Origin of the sequence: Tabrizicola sp., assembly GCF_016792905.1 — a bacterium.
Classification (GTDB): Bacteria; Pseudomonadota; Alphaproteobacteria; order Rhodobacterales; family Rhodobacteraceae; genus Tabrizicola.
Genome location: NZ_JAEULP010000026.1, coordinates 46,932 through 62,029, shown reverse-complemented (window position 1 = coordinate 62,029; position 15,098 = coordinate 46,932). Strand labels below are relative to the sequence as shown.

The window sequence follows — 15,098 nt, the reverse complement described above, 5'->3', positions numbered from 1 at the left end:
GTCACTTGCCTCCGAAGATGCCCTGCGGGCGGAACAGTAGAACCATGATCAGGATGGTGAAGCTGACGGCGACCTTGTAGTCGGTCGAAAGTGCCTGATAGAGCCCATCACCCAGCCAGTCCGCCGGAACCAGATAGCCCAGCACCTTCTTCCAGGCGCTGGTGACGATCAGCTCCGAGAAGGCGACGATGAAACTGCCGATCACCGCCCCCAAGGGGGAACCGAGCCCGCCCACGACGGCGGCGGCGAACATCGGCATCAGAAGGCTGAAGTACACGATCCCGCGGTACGACTTGTCCAGCCCGTAAAGGGTTCCCGCGATGCAGGCCAATGCCCCCGCGATGATCCAGGTGATCGTGACCACGCGTTCGGGGTTGATGCCGGACAGAAGCGCCAGATCCTCGTTGTCGGAATAGGCTCGCATCGACTTGCCAGTGCGGGTCTTCTGCAGGAACCAGAACAGCAACGCGCAGCAGATCAGCGCCGCGGCCACTGAAATCGCCTGGGTGGTCTTGATCGCCAGGGGCTCGACCAGTCCGGTCGCGGCCTTGAAGTCCTGGGGGTTGAGCATCATCCGCGCGCCATCGGTGAAGTTCTGCTCGGAGGTGCCGATGATCATCCGCACAAGGCCGTTCATCACGAACATCACGCCGGTCGACACGATGACCACGATGATCGGCTTTGCCCTTTGCTTGCGGTAGAAACGATAGACCACGCGGTCCGTCGCAAGCACCATGGCGATGGTCACAAGGATGCCCAAGGGCAGCGCCAGCAGCGCTGTCGGCAACGGCCCCGCCGTGATCCCCATCGACTGGAACCACCAGGTGAAGAGGATGACGAAGGCGGTCCCGAAGGCCATCGTATCGCCGTGCGCGAAGTTCGAGAAGCGCAGCACGCTGAAGATCAGCGTGATGCCAAGCGCCCCCAGCGCCAATTGGCTGCCATAGGCAAGGCCCGGCACGACGATGAAGTTCAGGAAGGCGACAAGGGCGTTTAGGATGTCCATCGGGTCTCGGGTCCAAAGTGTCGGGAACGAGGCTCAGCCGCCGGTGGCGACGCAAGCACCCTCGCCGCTGATCGCCACCGGACCGGCAGCATGGGCGGTAAAGAGGAACTGACCCTCGGGGAAGATGCTGATCATGCCCGACATCCCACCCTGCGGCGGCATCACCAGGACCAGCTCGCCCGTGTCGTCGATATGGCCCGCATCGAAGGCCTGCCAGGTCTGGTCGCCGGTTTTCACCGCCCAGGTGTCGCCGGTCTGCTCGATGACGAAGGGGCCGCCCGCATAGGCCTCGCAGGCGCCGCCGCCGCATTGGCGGTCGACCTTGCACTCGAATCCGGCGAAGGCCGGGGCAGGGGCCAGCGCCAGAAGGGCCAGGATTGCATGTTTCATCATCAACCTCCCAGGAAGGACTTGCGGACTTCCGGGTCGGCCAGCAGGGCCTCCCCGGTATCGGTATAGCGGTTGCGACCCTGCACCAGGACATAGCCCTTGTCGGCGATGTCCAGCGCCTGCCGGGCGTTCTGTTCCACCATGAGGATCGAGATTCCGGTGCGGGCGATCTCGATGATGCGGTCGAACAGCTCGTCCATCACGATGGGGCTGACGCCCGCAGTGGGCTCATCCAGCATCAGCACCTTGGGCTGCGTCATCAGCGCGCGGCCCACGGCAACCTGCTGGCGCTGGCCGCCCGAAAGCTCCCCTGCCTTCTGGTAGCGCTTCTGCTTCAGGATCGGGAAGAGCCCGTAGATCTGCTCCATCGTGTCGCGGATCTTGTCGTCCTCGCGGATGAAGGCGCCCATCTCCAGGTTCTCCTCCACCGTCATGCCGGTGAAGATGTTGTGGGTCTGCGGCACGAAGCCCATGCCCTTGCGGACGCGGGCCTGAGGGGTCAACCCGGTGATGTCCTCGCCGTTCAGCTTCACGCTGCCCTGGCGCAGCTTCAGCATCCCGAAGACGGCCTTCATCGCGGTGGATTTCCCCGCGCCATTCGGCCCGACGATGACCGCGATTTCGCCTGGCTCGACTGCAAGCGTACAGGAATGCAGGATATCGACCGCGCCGTAACCGCCGGTCATGTTCTCGCCGATGAGGAAGGGTGCACTCATTCTGGTAGGTCCAGTTTCCGGTACGGAAGAAGGTGGAAGGAAGCGGCCCGCATCATTCGGAAAGCTTTGTGCTGGCCAGAAGATCGGCCTGGTAGCCGGCATGCTGCGGCGTGTACTCGTCGCCGATGGCATAGGTCATGATCTGCATCACCCGCTTGGGCTCCACGAAGACCGAGTTGGCGAAAACCACATCCAGGCCGTTGATATTGACCGCGTAGATCACGGTATCTCCGGTTAGCCCGCCCAGTGCTGCGGGCTTCACGTCGATGACCTCGGGCGTATTGCCGGTCGCCATCTGGGCATTGTCCAGCACGACCTGGCGCATGAACTCGGCCGTAACCCCGTCGTCGCTTCCAAGGTCTTCGATCAGATACTGCGCATAGTGCCGCGCATCGATGCGATAGGCTGCGGTGATCTCGGCGCTGGACGGCTGGGTCCGGCCCCAGCCGAGAGCCCCGCCGCAGAACTGCACCGTCGCCGTGACCTCGGTGCAACCGGTCGGGGCCTCACCCGCAGCCGTGGCATACTTCCATGTGCCGTTGTCGAACAAAGTGACTGTCTTGCCGCCGACCACAGCCTTGCCCACGACGGCTTGGGCCAGAGAATTGCCAGGCGTTGCCAGGCAGGCCAACAATGCGAGAATGCCCAGCCTCACGCCGCACCCTCCTTCAACTTGTTCTTCAAGCCGCGACCGAGGTACGCTTCGATCACCCGTTCGTCGTTCTTGACCTCGTCGACGGTGCCCTGCGCCAGCACCTTGCCCTCGGCCATCACGATCACCGGGTCGCAAAGCCGGGCGATGAAATCCATGTCATGCTCGATCACGCAGAAGGTGTAGCCGCGTTCCTTGTTCAGGCGCACGATGGCATCGCCGATGGTGTTCAGAAGCGTCCGGTTCACCCCGGCGCCCACCTCGTCCAGGAAGACGATCTTCGCGTCGACCATCATCGTGCGGCCCAGTTCCACCAGCTTCTTCTGGCCGCCCGAGATCATCCCGGCCTTCTGGTCGGCGATATGGCTGATGGTCAGGAACTCCAGCACCTCGTCGGCCTTCTGGCGGATGCGTTCCTCTTCCTCGGCGACTGCCCCGCGCGAGAAGAGCGCGTTCCACAGCTTTTCGCCCGACTGGCGCGGCGGAACCATCATCAGGTTCTCGCGCACGGTCATTGAGCCGAATTCATGGGCGATCTGGAACGTCCGGAGCAGGCCCTTGTCGAACAGCTTGTGCGGCGGCAGGCCGGTGATGTCCTCGCCGTCCATGAAGACCTGGCCACTGGTCGGCTCGTAGCGCCCGGCGATCACGTTGAAGAGCGTGGTCTTGCCCGCGCCGTTGGGGCCGATCAGCCCGGTGATCGAGCCGGTCCTGATTTCCAGCGACGCGCCGTCAACGGCATGAAAGCCGCCGAAATGCTTGTGCAGCTTCTCGACCTTGATCATGTACTTCCCCTGTCGTGGCCCAGGCTTTTCCCGGCTGGCCGGGCAAGGGACCTTCTTTTGGGCGACGGCCCGGGGGTTTCCCGGGCCGTGCCAAGTCGTTCGGTTCGGATCAGATCAACGGAACTGGACGGTCTCGTATTTGCCGCCCTTGACCTCGAACTGCTTGTAGCGCCCGGCCGATTCACCCGGTCCGATCAGAGTCACGCCCGAAGCGCCGTCATAATCGATGGCGGTGCCCGCCGCGATCAGATCCAGCGCCTTGCCCAGTTCGCCCGGAAGGATCTTGACGCCCGAACCGTCAGCCGGCCCGTTGGCGATTTCCATGATCTTTTCCTTGTAGACGTTCGAGTCGGTCGAGCCCGAAGCCTCCATCGCCAGCATGATCAAAGCGGCAGCGTCATAGCTTTCCATCGAATAGGGCGAGGTGGCGTCGTAGGCCGGATCGTTCTTCTTGCCCATTTCTGCCAGGATTGCCGCACCGGGGCTGTCGGACTGGGCCACCTGGCCATAGGAACCGTCCAGCGCCGGGCCAATCGCCGCGGGCAGGCTGTCGCCCACCATGCCGCCGGGCAGCCCGAAGGTGCTAAAGGCGCCCGAGTCGAGCGAAGCCTGGATGATGCCCTTGCCGCCCTGGTCAAGGTAGCCCGCGACGACGAGAAGATCGCCGCCCGCCGCTGCCAGCGCCGCGACTTCCGCCGAATAGTCGGCCTTGCCATCGTCATGCGCGGCGTTGATCGTCACGACGCCGCCCTTGGCGGTGAAGGCGCTGGCGATGGCTTCCGCAAGGCCCTTGCCGTAGTCCGAGTTCGAATAGGTCAGCGCGATCGACTTGACGCCCTTTTCGGTCAGGATGTCGGCCATGACTTCGCCTTCGCGTGCGTCCGAGGGCGCGGTCCGGAAGAAGAGGCCATTGTCCGGGTCGGCGGTCAGCGCGGGCGAGGTGGCCGAGGGCGAGACCATCACGATGCCGTTCGGCATGGCGACGTTGGTCAGCATGGCACGGGTCACGCCCGAGCAGTCGCCGCCGATGATGCCCTTCACGCCTTCGGCAGTCACGGCGCGCTCGGCCGCGGCAGTCGCTGCGGCAGCGTCGGTGCAGGTATCGTCACCGCGCACCGAGATGTAGTTGTTCTTCGCCTTGCCCGAGGCGTTCACTTCCGCCATTGCCGCTTCCGCAGCGTTGGCCATATGCCCGGTCAGCGATTCGATGGGGCCGGTGAAGCCGATCAGGATGCCGATCTTCACATCCTCGGCGGACGCGGCACCAGCCATCAGCGCGCAGGCCGAAACGGCCAGCATAAGTTTCTTCATTTATTGTATCTCCCTGTTTGGATCGAAATCCTGGCCTGACCGTAGTGCGGCGCGGGAGAAAAGGGAAGCCATAATTTGTCGACATCCTGTCGACGTAAAATTGGCCCGCGAGTCGACATGACGCGCTGCCAGGCTACATTTCTAGGTTGTGGGCACGGGTCGGCACCGACAGTCCGCGATGACCGGAGGAAGGAAAGGAAATCAGCGCTCTGCCTTCTCGTGTGCGCCGCTGGAAGGATGGCCGACCGCAATGGTCCCGGCCGGGCAGGGATCAGGCGCGCAGGCGCGTCATCACCGTGTCTGCGCCAGAAGCCAGTCGCGCACCCCCGGAATGTCATAGGCATAGACCCAGGTGTTCACATGCCCCGCGCCGGGATTGTCGCTGCCGTCTTCAGGCAAAACGCTGCCCTTGGTGAAGGTCGTGAAAAAGACGGTCCCGGCCCCCGCCGCCGCGCGGGCGTCAGCAACATCCTTGGCAAGTTCCTCATGCGAGGCCTTGGCGTTCCAGGTGGAGCGCGTCACCTTGGTGCCGTTCTCCTCGATCACATCCATGATCGCGGTCATTCCGGGAAAGGCCTTGGCATCATCCTCGGACACGATGGCCCAGATCTTGTCCCGGGCCAGAGGCGCGACGACTGCCGGGTCCCATTGCCCCGCGACCAGCAGCGAGGCGGCAAACAGGTCGGGGTATTTGAGGTTCAGCGCAATGCTGGTCATGCAGCCGCCCGACTGACCCGTGGCATAGATGCGGTCCTGGTCGATGGCATAGCTGTCGGACACTTCCGCGATCAGCCGCGCCGTCACATCGGCATAGTCCGAGGTCTGCGAGGCGTCATTGGCCAGAGGCACCGGGAATTGCGGCGCCAGCACGAAGGCCGGGTGCTTCGCCTGATCTTCCGGGCTGGCAAAGGACACCGCGCCCAGCCCCTGTTCCAGCACCCGCTTCGGATTGGTGCCGGTCACGCCCGCGTCATGCAGGAACACCACCATCGGATAGGGTTTCGTGGCGTCGTAATCCTTGGGGATGAACAGGTTGTAGTCCAGGATCAGCCCGGTTCCCGGGTCGGTGTACCGGAAGGTCTGGAAGTCATCGACGATCAGGTTGACCTGCCGCGTGTTGATCACGCCCTTGTCGCCCGGCTCCAGACTGCCGCCGTCCGCCAGCGCAAGCGGGGCGGTCTGGGTCACGACGACTTCGCTGGCCTGATCCACGCCCGGCGCAAAGATCGTGGCGGCCTCGTCATCGGCATTCAGGTCAAGGACGACGAACCGCCCGTCCTGCGCTGTCGCGTCCATGCTGACAGTCGAAGTGACCCGGGCAGACAGGATATTGCGGTCGGCCACGGCAAGCTCGGCGCCGGTGAACCCGGCTGCACTGAGGGGCGCCGTGAATTCCACGATGACCCCGGTGATGCGCTGGCCGCGCCCGAACACCCTGGTGACGGCAGTGACATTGGCAATCGCCGCATCCCGGAAGACGGTATCGTTCACCTTCATCCCGCCGCCCGCAGGCGTCTCGGCAAGGGCGGGCGGGTTGGAAAGGCCAAGGCACAGCAGCAGGCTCAGCAGCGTCGGGAAACGAAAGGACATGTCAGGCTCCATTCCGGGGGCTGACCACGCTTACGTCCACGCAAGAAACTTCCGTCGCGACACCCGGTCAGATCGACAGCCGCACCGGCACCGCACTTGGCATGCCCTGAGTCCCGCGCTCGCGGTAGGGGGTGGTGCTGTAATGGCTGCGATAGCATTTCGAGAAATGCGACGGCGAGGCGAATCCGCAGGCGAGTGCCACGTTGATCACGCTCATGTCGGTCTGCATCAAGAGGTTCCGCGCCTTTTGCAATCGCAGTTCCATGTAATAGCGCTTGGGCGAGCGGTTCAGGTAGCGGCGGAAAAGACGCTCCAGTTGGCGGGTCGACATCCCCACCTCCTCGGCCAGATCGGCGGGCGACATCGGATCCTCGATGTTGCCTTCCATCATCTGGATGACCTGGGAAAGCTTCGGATGCCGCACCCCGATCCGCGTCGGGATCGACAGGCGCTGGGTGTCCTGGTCGGTGCGGATCGTGGAATAGATCAGCTGGTCGGCGACGGTGTTCGCCAGGTCCTCGCCATGGTCGGCGGCGATGATCTTCAGCATCAGGTCCAGCGAGGAGATGCCGCCAGCCGTGGTCCAGCGGTTGCCGTCCATCACATAGACCGACTTGGTCAGCTTCACATCCTCGAACTCCTCGGAAAAGCCGTCCTGGTTCTCCCAGTGGATCGTCGCCTTCTTGCCGTCGAGCAGCCCCGCCTTGGCCAGCGCGTGCCCGCCGGTGCAGATGCCCGCGATGGTCACGCCGCGCCGCGCCTCGCGCCGGAGCCAGCTGACGATGCCCTTGGTGGTGGTGCGCTGGATGTCGAGACCGCCGCAGACCAGGATCGTGTCCTCGCGGTCCATCTCTTCCAGCCCGATGTCCAGCCGGAAGGTCGCGCCGTTGGAGCAGGATTTTTCCGCGCCCTCGCCGCACAGCACCCAGGTGTAAAGCACGTCGGTGGAGACGCGGTTGGCCAGCCGCAGGGGCTCGATCGCGCCGGCGAAGGAGATCATCGTGAACTTGTCCAGAAGCACGAAGACGAACCGTCGGGTCGTTGTGGCCTTCTGCGTCTGGGTGGCCTTGCGGGGGGCAAGCGTCATGTCTGCGACCTGATAATGTCGTTTGCGGGCTATGGAACCGCAAATTCGGGGCCGCCGCAAGGGCTGAAAGCACCGGTTTTCGCCCAATCGCCCTTTGCAAAGGCGGAAACGGGGGCGTATACCGCAGCCCGATCTGCCAAGGACCCGGAGAGAGACGATGAGCAAGGGATGGACCAAGACGGCATGGCGCGCGAAACCGCGGATCCAGATGCCGGATTATCCTGATCAGTCGGCGCTGAACGCGGTCGAGGCCCAACTGGCGAAGTATCCCCCGCTGGTCTTCGCGGGCGAGGCGCGGCGGCTGAAGAAGCAGCTGGCGCTGGCCGCCGAGGGCAAGGCCTTCCTGCTGCAAGGCGGGGACTGCGCCGAAAGCTTCGCCGAGTTTTCCGCCGACAACATCCGCGACACCTTCCGCGTCATGCTCCAGATGGCGGTCGTGCTGACCTATGCCGCCAAGGTTCCGGTGATCAAGGTCGGCCGCATGGCGGGGCAATTCGCCAAGCCGCGCAGCGCTCCGACCGAGATGATCAACGGGCTGGAGCTGCCCAGCTACAAGGGCGACATCATCAACGGTTTCGACCCGACGCCCGAGGCACGGATTCCCGATCCGAACCGGATGCTGCAGGCCTATACCCAGGCGGCAGCCAGCCTGAACCTCTTGCGGGCGTTCAGCACGGGCGGTTTCGCCGACATCCACCGCGTCCATTCCTGGACCCTGGGCTTTGCCGAGCATGACAAGGCCGAACGCTACCGCGAGATGGCGAACCGGATTTCCGACGCGCTCGACTTCATGAACGCCGCGGGGGTGAACAGCGACACCGCGAACGAGCTGTCGCGCGTCGATTTCTACACCAGCCACGAGGCGCTGCTGCTGGAATACGAAGAGGCGCTCTGCCGGGTCGACTCGATCACCGGCCAGAACGTTGCGGGTTCGGGCCACATGATCTGGATCGGCGACCGCACCCGTCAGCCCGACGGCGCGCATGTCGAATTCGCGCGCGGCGTGCTGAACCCGATCGGGCTGAAATGCGGGCCCTCGACCACGGCGGACGACCTGAAGGTGCTGATGGCCAAGCTGAACCCGGAGAACGAGCCGGGCCGCCTGACCCTGATCGCGCGCTTCGGCGCCGGGAAAGTGGGCGAACATCTGCCGCGCCTGATCAAGACGGTGCAGTCCGAAGGCGCCAACGTCGTCTGGTCCTGCGACCCGATGCACGGCAACACCATCAAGGCGGCCTCGGGCTACAAGACCCGGCCCTTCGATTCTGTCCTGCGCGAGGTCCGGGAGTTCTTCGCAATCCACAAGGCCGAGGGCACCGTCCCCGGCGGCGTGCATTTCGAGATGACGGGCCAGGACGTGACCGAATGCACCGGCGGGTTGCGCGCCGTGTCGGACGAAAACCTTGCCGACCGCTACCACACCGCCTGCGACCCACGGCTCAACGCCTCGCAGTCGCTGGAACTGGCGTTCCTGGTGGCGGAAGAGCTGTCCTCGCAGCGTGAGGCCGCGCGGCGCGTGGCGCTGTAAGGTCCGGCGACGATGATTGCGGGCGGCGGGCCGGGCCTGCCGCCCCTTTTCATGCGGGTCTCAGTCGGCGCTGTGCACCAGCGCGAGATGCCCCAGGCGGCGGATGGGCTGCGGTGCCGGTGCAGGCACGGCGGCAGTTCCGGAAATCACCAGCGTTTCTTCCCGTCGCGCCAGGATCTGAAGCTTGCAGGCGCGCGTCGCTGTCGCGAAACTGATCGCGCCCAGCACCAGCTTCTGCCCTCCCTGATCGGAGAGCGGCATCAGCAGAAGCCGCGCCAGGAGCGCGCCACCGCCCAGCCGATCCGATCCCAGGTCGATCTCGGCCACGGCGGGGGTGTCGAAGACGTTCTCCATGCTCTGCGCCAGGATCGCGCGCGACTCTGGCGTGAAGAGGCAGGAGAGCGGCAGGCCACGCACGTCCAGTCCGGCAAAGTCGGCGAGGCCCGAACCGGCGATGCGCAGCTGAACCAGACCACGCCCGACACGTTCGCCCAGGAAAACGCGGTCCAGCACCCCGCCAAGACCCCGCGGATCAAGCGCGGCACGCTGCGGCAACTGCCCGCCCTCGCGAAGCCCCTCCCAGTAGGCGCGCACCTGCGCAAGGCCCTCGAAGACCGGATTCCGGGGAGGATCGCGGCGCGGACGAAGCCGGTCGAGAAAGCTTAGCGTCATCTTTGTCTCCTTCCCCTGCATCCTGCCCTTGCGGGCGGACGGCCCCTCGCGCCATGAAGGGAAAATACCCCGGATCGGCAGGATTCGGGTGGAAATCTAATCAAATGGTAAATACCGCAAGCGGCGGTTGAACGAGGGCTCCATGATTTCGATGACAGGTTTCGCGGCCCGGCGCGGGGCTGGGCCGGGCTACACCTGGGTCTGGGACCTGCGTGGGGTCAACGGCAAGGGGCTGGACCTGCGGTTGCGGGTGCCGGACTGGATCGACGGGCTGGAGGCGGCGATCCGGAGCGAGTTGCAGAAGGCGCTCACGCGGGGGAACGTCAGCCTGACCCTTAGGGTGACGCAGGACGAGGGGCGGGACGACGCGGGCTTCCGGTTGAACGAGGCGGCGCTGGGGGCGGCGCTGGCCGCATTGGCCCGGGTGGAGGCGGCGGCGATGGATGCGGGCGTCACCCTGCGCCAGCCGACGGGGGCGGATGTCCTGACCCTGCGCGGGGTGATCGACGCAGGCGGGCAGGAGACGGACACGACGCCCCTGCGTGTCGCGATCATGACCGACCTGCCGGGATTGCTGGGCGATTTCCAGGCCATGCGGGCTGCCGAGGGAAAGGCGTTGGCAGCGGTATTGACCGGCCAGCTTGACCTGATCGCCGACCTCACATCCGCCGCGCAGCACGAGACAGCCGCCCGCACCGCAACCCAGGCAGACACCCTGCGCGAGGGACTGGCCCGGGTTCTGTCCGCGACCGACGCCGTCGACCCCGCGCGTCTGGCGCAGGAACTGGCGCTGTTGGCGTTGAAGACCGACGTGACCGAGGAGCTGGATCGCCTCGCCGCCCATGTCGAAGCCGCGCGCGCCCATGTCGCCGACCCGGCTCCGGCGGGCCGCAAGCTCGACTTCCTGATGCAGGAATTCATGCGCGAGGCGAACACGCTCTGCTCCAAGGCGCAGTCGCTGGCGCTCACCCGCATCGGCCTTGACCTGAAAACCGTGATCGATCAGATGCGCGAACAGGTCCAGAATGTGGAATGACGCATGACCCGGCGCGGGCTTCTCCTGATCCTTTCCTCGCCTTCGGGGGCCGGGAAATCCACGCTCTCCCGGATGCTGATGGCATGGGACCCGACGATGCGCTTTTCCATCTCGGCCACCACGCGCAAGCCGAGACCGGGGGAAGAAGATGGCCGGGAATACTATTTCCGCAGCCGCGAAGAGTTCCAGGCGATGGTCGCCCAGGGCGAGATGCTGGAACACGCCGAGGTCTTCGGCAATTTCTACGGCTCCCCGCGCGGTCCGGTCGAGGTTGCGATGCAGGCCGGGACCGATACGGTCTTCGACATCGACTGGCAGGGCGGCCAGCAGGTGAAACAGGCGATGCGCGGCGACGTGGTGTCGATCTTCATCTTGCCGCCCTCCATCGCCGAGCTTGACCGCCGCCTCCGCTCCCGCGCGCAGGACAGCGACGAGGTCATTGCAGGCCGGATGGCGAAAAGCCGCGACGAGATCAGCCATTGGGCGGAATACGACTATGTGCTGGTGAACGACGATCTTCAGGCCACCTTCGAAAGCCTGAAGACCATCCTCACCGCAGAACGCCTGAAGCGCGACCGCCAGCCGCAGCTTTCCGCCTTCGTCCGCAGCCTGAACGAGGAGTTCGAAGCCCGATGATCTACGCACTCGACGGCACCGCCCCGACCATCGCCGCTTCCGCCTGGGTGGCCGATGAAGCAACCCTGATCGGCAAGGTCGTCGTCGAAGCCGAGGCCTCGATCTGGTTCGGTGCCGTGATCCGCGGCGACAACGAGGAAATCCGGGTAGGGGCGGGGACCAACGTGCAGGAGAATTCGGTCCTGCACACCGACATGGGCTACCCCTTGACGATTGGTGCGAACTGCACCATCGGCCACAAGGCCATGCTGCATGGCTGCACCATCGGCGACGGCACGCTGATCGGCATGGGGGCCACGGTGCTGAACGGTGCCAAGATCGGCAAGGGCTGCCTGATCGGCGCCTGCGCCCTGATCACCGAAGGCAAGGAGATCCCCGACGGTTCGCTGGTGATGGGCTCTCCCGGCAAGGTTGTGCGGCAACTGGATGAAACCGCGCGCGCAAAACTCCTCGCCTCGGCCGCCGGCTACCAGGCCAATGCCCGCCGGTTCCGCTCCGGCCTAGGCCCCGCCTGACTCGGGCGGGCCTTCCTCGACCAGCTCGATGGTGATGCCCTGACGTGCCGCATGGCTGCGCAGTTCCCGCAGGACGATCTGCCGGTTCGGCAGTTTCGGCGCGACGACCCGCAGCGTCTTGCGGAAGTCCTGGGCGCCGAGCTTCTCGATAATCTCCAGCGCATCGAAGGTCTTGCAGAACAGGGGCGTCACGACAAGCTCCAGCGACGCCGGGAGCGGCAGCTGGCTTTCGAACGCAGCCAGATCAATCGAAGCGAACTCTTCGGGCCGCAAACTTCCCTCGGCTGCCTTCGCTTCCGGAATGCCAATCACCAGACATCTAAGCTTTTGCGACATCTCTCCACCTCTCACCAAGTGAGGCGCCGCCAAATCGTCTGTCTGCATGACTCGCGTCGGGGCCGATCCTTGTTCCGGTCAAAGGCCGGTACCGCACCGCGTTACATGTACAACCGGGAATTTACTGGTATTCCGGCGCAACACAAGGCCTGCCGCCACAATCATGAGGAGAAGTGGAGGGAATGACCGAACCCGAGCTTCAGCGCCTGCTTTCCGGCCTGCCGCTGCCCGCGATGCTGGTCCGGCGGGATGATCGCATCCTTGCCGCAAACCCCTCCGCCGAGGCGCTTCTGGGCGAGGGGATCGTCGGGCGCCACCCGGCGATGGCCGTCCGCGCGCCCTCGGTGCTGGAGGCGATCTCTGCCGTCGCCCGTCAAGGCGGCATGCAGGAGGCGCGGATGACCCTCCGCCGCGAGGGGCAGGAGGCGGTGTTCCAAGTCACGGTCTCCGAGCAAGGCGATGTCGTGCTCTGCGTCTTCCGCGACGCGACCGAGGAGGAGCGGGCGGGCGAGATGCGGCGGGACTTCGTGGCGAACGTCAGCCATGAACTGCGTACCCCGCTGACCGCGCTGATGGGGTTCATCGAGACGCTGAAACACGCCGCGAAGGACGACCCGAAGGCGCGGGAGATGTTCCTGGGGATCATGGAGGCCGAGGCGGGGCGGATGAACCGGCTGGTGCGCGACCTGTTGCAGCTGTCACGGGTGGAGGCGGAGGAGCGGGTGCGGCCCAAGGAGGCGGTGGAGCTGCGGGGACTGCTGGAGGGGGTGATCTCCTCCTTGCGGGGGGTGGCGGAGAAGACCGGGGACCGGGTGGAGTTGACGGGCGATCCGGTGACGGTGCCGGCGGACCACGACCAGCTGGTGCAGGTCTTCACCAACCTGATCGAGAACGCGCTGAAATACGGGGGCGCGGGACAGGTGGTGCGGGTGTCGCTCTCGCCGGAGGAGACGGTGCGGGGGCCTGCGGTGCGGGTCGAGGTCGCGGATCAGGGGGAGGGGATCGATCCGGTCCACATCCCCCGGCTGACGGAGCGGTTCTACCGGGTCGACTCGCATCGGTCGCGGGAGATGGGGGGGACGGGGCTGGGGCTGGCGATCGTGAAGCACATCGTGAGCCGCCACCGGGGCTGGCTGCGGGTGGAGAGCGTGGTGGGCGAGGGGAGCCGGTTCTCGGTGGTGCTGCCGCTGGGGTGAGGTGGGGTCGCAAGGGTGGCTGTCCACGGTGGACATTTTCGGATTATATTTTGGAAGCAATGGGTTGGACGTGGGCGTTAGGGGTTTGTTGAGGGGGTGGTTAATGTAGGGTGTGCATTCATGCGCACCGTTTTTTGGGCCCAACATTTTGGGTCAATCGCCGGGTGGTTGATCGTCATGGTGCGCATGAATGCACACCCTACGTATTGACAATGTGGATACGTTTCACCTAGTGTGCCCCCATGACAAAACCCGCTGGCCTTGCTGAATCACCCGCACCTTTTGACGCCCAACCGGCGGAAAAGGGGAGCATCAACTTGCGGATCGAGGCCAATACGCGGGCGCTGATCGACGAGGCGGCGGGGATGCTGGGCAAGACCCGGACCGAGTTCATGATCGACACGGCGCGGCGGCAGGCGATTGACGTGCTCTTGGACCAGCGGCTGTTCGTGTTGGAAACCGGGGCCTATGACGCCTTCGTGCAGGCCTTGGACAATCCGCCCGCGCCGGGGCCGAAGCTGCAACGGTTGATGGCGCGCAAGCCGGTCTGGGAGGAGTGATCCTGCCGAAACTGACGGCCCCGCATCCGATCACGGCGGCGCATGACCTTTCGCAGTTCGATTGCGGGGTTCCGGTGTTGAACGACTGGCTGCGCGAGCGGGCGTTGAAGAACGAAAGCCGGTTCTCGCGGAGCTATGTGGTCTGCGATGGCGCACGGGTGGCGGGGTATTATTGCCTGGCCGCAGGGGCGGTGCAGCGCGAGGCCGCGCCGGGAAAGCTGCGCCGGAATGCTCCGGATTCGGTGCCGGTGTCGATCATCGGGCGGCTGGCGGTGGATCGGGATTATGCGGGCCGAGGTCTGGGCACGAGCCTGCTGGCCGACGCCCTCCGTCGGATCGCGGGGGCTGCCGAGAGCATCGGCATCGCGGCGGTGCTGGTGCAGGCGAAGGACGAAGGGGCGAGGGCGTGGTATCTGGCACAGGCGGAGTGGCTGGAGTTCCCGGCGGGAAGCAGGACGCTGTGGTTGCCGGTGGGGGTGGTGGCGGAATGAGATGGGCTTGAGTGAGCGCAAGCGACGATTTCTATACTACATATCGGCTAAAAGACACTCAGCATCAAAGCATCTTGAGTATTTTGGGCTTTGGCGCAATCATGTTTCCTCTTTCTGGTTCGGAGGCCATCTTGACTAATCGGGTCCACATTGACGCGCCTGCAGGCGTCATCGACATTGAAGGCGAGAAGGATTTCGTTGAAGGCCTACTTGCGAAGCTGTTCCCCTTGATCGAAGAAGCAGGTTTTGGCAGCCGCCCGCAGGGTGCTGAAGCGGAAGCATCAGGGGAAGTTGATACAGTTGAAGACGTTACTGTAGTTGAGAACGGGAAGGGAAAACCCCGTACTCGAAAAGTTTCGAAGAAAGCGCCTGCTGGACATTCTTGCGCCGACCGTGTTCTGGCGCTCAAAACAGATGGATACTTCAAGCAGAAGCGCAGCACGGCAGACATAGTGGCCAAGCTTTCTGAGAAGGCGCAGAACCACAATGTGAGCCAAGTGAGCGCGGCGGCTGGGCAACTGGTCAAGAGGGGCTCTCTGCAGCGAATTAAGGACGGAAACAATTGGCTCTATTTCTGGGATAGAGACTGAT

18 protein-coding genes are annotated in these 15,098 nt (G+C 64.7%); 8 read left to right on the top strand and 10 right to left on the bottom strand.

Annotation, left to right across the window (positions count from 1 at the left end; genetic code table 11):
• Window position 1: 1 nt before the first annotated feature.
• From JNL31_RS05330 to JNL31_RS05295, 8 genes are all read right to left on the bottom strand, one after another.
• Window positions 2-1,006, bottom strand: coding sequence for a branched-chain amino acid ABC transporter permease (locus JNL31_RS05330; protein WP_294970824.1), 1,005 nt, complete (start codon window positions 1,004-1,006; stop codon window positions 2-4).
• 33 nt (window positions 1,007-1,039) lie between these two features.
• Entirely contained in the window at window positions 1,040-1,396 is a 357-nt protein-coding gene (locus tag JNL31_RS05325) for a hypothetical protein (RefSeq protein ID WP_294970822.1), read from the bottom strand.
• A gap of 2 nt (window positions 1,397-1,398) precedes the next feature.
• On the bottom strand, window positions 1,399-2,112 hold the full coding sequence (locus JNL31_RS05320; RefSeq protein ID WP_294970820.1) for an ABC transporter ATP-binding protein: 714 nt from the start codon (window positions 2,110-2,112) through the stop codon (window positions 1,399-1,401).
• Window positions 2,113-2,164: 52 nt separating this feature from the next.
• On the bottom strand, window positions 2,165-2,767 hold the full coding sequence (locus JNL31_RS05315) for a hypothetical protein (RefSeq protein WP_294970818.1): 603 nt from the start codon (window positions 2,765-2,767) through the stop codon (window positions 2,165-2,167).
• Complete coding sequence (locus JNL31_RS05310) at window positions 2,764-3,549, bottom strand: ABC transporter ATP-binding protein (RefSeq protein ID WP_294970816.1); 786 nt, start codon at window positions 3,547-3,549, stop codon at window positions 2,764-2,766. Before JNL31_RS05310 ends, JNL31_RS05315 begins: the two co-directional genes overlap by 4 nt.
• A gap of 114 nt (window positions 3,550-3,663) precedes the next feature.
• A complete protein-coding gene (locus JNL31_RS05305; protein WP_294970814.1) occupies window positions 3,664-4,860 on the bottom strand; it encodes an ABC transporter substrate-binding protein in 1,197 nt (398 codons plus the stop codon).
• Between the two features lie 291 nt (window positions 4,861-5,151).
• A complete protein-coding gene (locus tag JNL31_RS05300; protein ID WP_294970813.1) occupies window positions 5,152-6,450 on the bottom strand; it encodes a PHB depolymerase family esterase in 1,299 nt (432 codons plus the stop codon).
• A gap of 67 nt (window positions 6,451-6,517) precedes the next feature.
• Window positions 6,518-7,537, bottom strand: coding sequence for a GlxA family transcriptional regulator (locus JNL31_RS05295; protein ID WP_294970811.1), 1,020 nt, complete (start codon window positions 7,535-7,537; stop codon window positions 6,518-6,520).
• 157 nt (window positions 7,538-7,694) lie between these two features.
• On the opposite strand from JNL31_RS05295, the gene JNL31_RS05290 reads away from it, so the two are divergent.
• Window positions 7,695-9,065: a class II 3-deoxy-7-phosphoheptulonate synthase gene (locus tag JNL31_RS05290; protein ID WP_294970809.1), complete on the top strand. Its 1,371-nt coding sequence runs from the start codon at window positions 7,695-7,697 to the stop codon at window positions 9,063-9,065.
• A 60-nt stretch (window positions 9,066-9,125) separates the two neighbouring features.
• On the opposite strand, the gene JNL31_RS05285 is transcribed toward JNL31_RS05290, so the two are convergent.
• A complete protein-coding gene (locus tag JNL31_RS05285; RefSeq protein WP_294970807.1) occupies window positions 9,126-9,737 on the bottom strand; it encodes a PAS domain-containing protein in 612 nt (203 codons plus the stop codon).
• Window positions 9,738-9,879: 142 nt separating this feature from the next.
• Here JNL31_RS05285 and JNL31_RS05280 point away from each other — a divergent pair, with 142 nt between their 5' ends.
• Genes JNL31_RS05280 through JNL31_RS05270 form a run of 3 tightly spaced genes read left to right on the top strand, consistent with a single transcriptional unit; the run spans window position 9,880 to window position 11,924 of the window.
• Entirely contained in the window at window positions 9,880-10,773 is an 894-nt protein-coding gene (locus tag JNL31_RS05280; RefSeq protein ID WP_294970806.1) for a YicC/YloC family endoribonuclease, read from the top strand.
• 3 nt (window positions 10,774-10,776) lie between these two features.
• Window positions 10,777-11,409, top strand: a complete 633-nt coding sequence (gmk, locus tag JNL31_RS05275; RefSeq protein WP_294970803.1) for a guanylate kinase — start codon at window positions 10,777-10,779, stop codon at window positions 11,407-11,409.
• The gene (locus JNL31_RS05270; protein ID WP_294970801.1) at window positions 11,406-11,924 is read left to right on the top strand and encodes a gamma carbonic anhydrase family protein; all 519 of its coding nucleotides are present in this window, start codon (window positions 11,406-11,408) and stop codon (window positions 11,922-11,924) included. The genes gmk and JNL31_RS05270 overlap by 4 nt, the downstream gene beginning before the upstream one ends.
• On the opposite strand, the gene JNL31_RS05265 is transcribed toward JNL31_RS05270, so the two are convergent.
• Window positions 11,910-12,260, bottom strand: coding sequence for a hypothetical protein (locus JNL31_RS05265; RefSeq protein WP_294970799.1), 351 nt, complete (start codon window positions 12,258-12,260; stop codon window positions 11,910-11,912). The two genes, JNL31_RS05270 and JNL31_RS05265, sit on opposite strands and share 15 nt — an antisense overlap.
• 182 nt (window positions 12,261-12,442) lie before the next feature.
• Here JNL31_RS05265 and JNL31_RS05260 point away from each other — a divergent pair, with 182 nt between their 5' ends.
• The 4 genes from JNL31_RS05260 to JNL31_RS05245 all read left to right on the top strand — a co-directional run bounded on the left by JNL31_RS05260 (window position 12,443) and on the right by JNL31_RS05245 (window position 15,097).
• Window positions 12,443-13,456: an ATP-binding protein gene (locus JNL31_RS05260; RefSeq protein ID WP_294970797.1), complete on the top strand. Its 1,014-nt coding sequence runs from the start codon at window positions 12,443-12,445 to the stop codon at window positions 13,454-13,456.
• A 242-nt stretch (window positions 13,457-13,698) separates the two neighbouring features.
• Complete coding sequence (locus tag JNL31_RS05255) at window positions 13,699-14,016, top strand: DUF1778 domain-containing protein (RefSeq protein WP_294970795.1); 318 nt, start codon at window positions 13,699-13,701, stop codon at window positions 14,014-14,016.
• Complete coding sequence (locus JNL31_RS05250) at window positions 14,013-14,507, top strand: GNAT family N-acetyltransferase (protein WP_294970794.1); 495 nt, start codon at window positions 14,013-14,015, stop codon at window positions 14,505-14,507. Before JNL31_RS05255 ends, JNL31_RS05250 begins: the two co-directional genes overlap by 4 nt.
• Before the next feature lie 11 nt (window positions 14,508-14,518).
• Window positions 14,519-15,097 carry a hypothetical protein gene (locus tag JNL31_RS05245; protein ID WP_294970792.1) on the top strand — a complete coding sequence of 193 codons (579 nt, stop codon included), beginning with the start codon at window positions 14,519-14,521 and terminating at the stop codon, window positions 15,095-15,097.
• Window position 15,098 lies beyond the last annotated feature (1 nt).

Bases quoted from the DNA above. Each gene is read 5' to 3' on its own strand.
- JNL31_RS05280 (WP_294970806.1), top strand. From the start codon at position 9,880: ATGATTTCGATGACAGGTTTCGCGGCCCGGCGCGGGGCTGGGCCGGGC.
- JNL31_RS05325 (WP_294970822.1), bottom strand. From the start codon at position 1,396: ATGAAACATGCAATCCTGGCCCTTCTGGCGCTGGCCCCTGCCCCGGCC.
- JNL31_RS05255 (WP_294970795.1), top strand. From the start codon at position 13,699: ATGACAAAACCCGCTGGCCTTGCTGAATCACCCGCACCTTTTGACGCC.
- JNL31_RS05320 (WP_294970820.1), bottom strand. From the start codon at position 2,112: ATGAGTGCACCCTTCCTCATCGGCGAGAACATGACCGGCGGTTACGGC.
- JNL31_RS05265 (WP_294970799.1), bottom strand. From the start codon at position 12,260: ATGTCGCAAAAGCTTAGATGTCTGGTGATTGGCATTCCGGAAGCGAAG.
- JNL31_RS05290 (WP_294970809.1), top strand. From the start codon at position 7,695: ATGAGCAAGGGATGGACCAAGACGGCATGGCGCGCGAAACCGCGGATC.
- JNL31_RS05270 (WP_294970801.1), top strand. From the start codon at position 11,406: ATGATCTACGCACTCGACGGCACCGCCCCGACCATCGCCGCTTCCGCC.
- JNL31_RS05285 (WP_294970807.1), bottom strand. From the start codon at position 9,737: ATGACGCTAAGCTTTCTCGACCGGCTTCGTCCGCGCCGCGATCCTCCC.
- JNL31_RS05305 (WP_294970814.1), bottom strand. From the start codon at position 4,860: ATGAAGAAACTTATGCTGGCCGTTTCGGCCTGCGCGCTGATGGCTGGT.
- JNL31_RS05295 (WP_294970811.1), bottom strand. From the start codon at position 7,537: ATGACGCTTGCCCCCCGCAAGGCCACCCAGACGCAGAAGGCCACAACG.
- JNL31_RS05300 (WP_294970813.1), bottom strand. From the start codon at position 6,450: ATGTCCTTTCGTTTCCCGACGCTGCTGAGCCTGCTGCTGTGCCTTGGC.
- JNL31_RS05330 (WP_294970824.1), bottom strand. From the start codon at position 1,006: ATGGACATCCTAAACGCCCTTGTCGCCTTCCTGAACTTCATCGTCGTG.
- JNL31_RS05310 (WP_294970816.1), bottom strand. From the start codon at position 3,549: ATGATCAAGGTCGAGAAGCTGCACAAGCATTTCGGCGGCTTTCATGCC.
- gmk (WP_294970803.1), top strand. From the start codon at position 10,777: ATGACCCGGCGCGGGCTTCTCCTGATCCTTTCCTCGCCTTCGGGGGCC.
- JNL31_RS05260 (WP_294970797.1), top strand. From the start codon at position 12,443: ATGACCGAACCCGAGCTTCAGCGCCTGCTTTCCGGCCTGCCGCTGCCC.